This is a genomic window from Wolbachia endosymbiont of Tuta absoluta, assembly GCF_059414725.1.
This window is the reverse complement of the sequence record NZ_JBNRJY010000806.1, coordinates 1-592: the sequence shown is the minus strand read 5'-3', so window position 1 is coordinate 592 and position 592 is coordinate 1. Positions and strand designations below refer to the sequence as shown.

At 39.9% G+C, this 592-nt stretch carries 1 protein-coding gene and 1 pseudogene; one reads left to right on the top strand and one right to left on the bottom strand.

Annotated features, from left to right (window positions below):
• Positions 1 to 109: 109 nt before the first annotated feature.
• On the top strand, positions 110 to 346 hold the full coding sequence (locus tag ACJ5GX_RS08165) for an MFS transporter (protein ID WP_495292900.1): 237 nt from the start codon (positions 110 to 112) through the stop codon (positions 344 to 346).
• A gap of 35 nt (positions 347 to 381) precedes the next feature.
• Here the strand turns inward: ACJ5GX_RS08165 and ACJ5GX_RS08160 are convergent.
• A pseudogene (locus tag ACJ5GX_RS08160) lies at positions 382 to 592 on the bottom strand (hypothetical protein); the annotation flags it as partial.

Genomic DNA, 592 nt, shown 5'->3' with positions numbered 1-592 from the left:
TGACAGCTGTTTGTATCTTTTCTTTTGCCTTTCTCGTGCCGTAATAATAGTATTTGTTTAATTTGTAAAAATAGCATCAAAGAAAATAATATCCAACCTTTGCCTACAGGTGATAACTGGCTTCAACTGGGACGAGGAGACGCAAGGCATAATCCTGAGCGCCTTCTACTACGGGTACATAGTGACGCATCTGCCCGGCGGGATACTCGCCGAGCGGTTCGGCGGGAAGTACTCGCTAGGTTTTGGCGTGCTCAGTACAGCCGTGTTCACGCTGCTCACGCCCTGGACGGTGAACATGGGGGGCGCTACAGGACTGATTGTGCTGCGAGTGTTGGAGCATTCCTGAGAGCATAGTTTATAAAGAAAATTTTAGTATAAAAATTAACTTATTATTATCCAGTAAAGGCGAGATCGATCTTCACATATCTCTGATACTTCTCTTTTTACTGTTTTGTTAGATGATGAAAGTTTTTTATAATGACTACCCAAAGAAAAGAACAATGCTATCTCTTTATCTACTTTTATATTGTGAATAGAATAATAGAAATCAATAATGCATTTACTTAAGGTAAATTCTCTGTCATATTCGTTT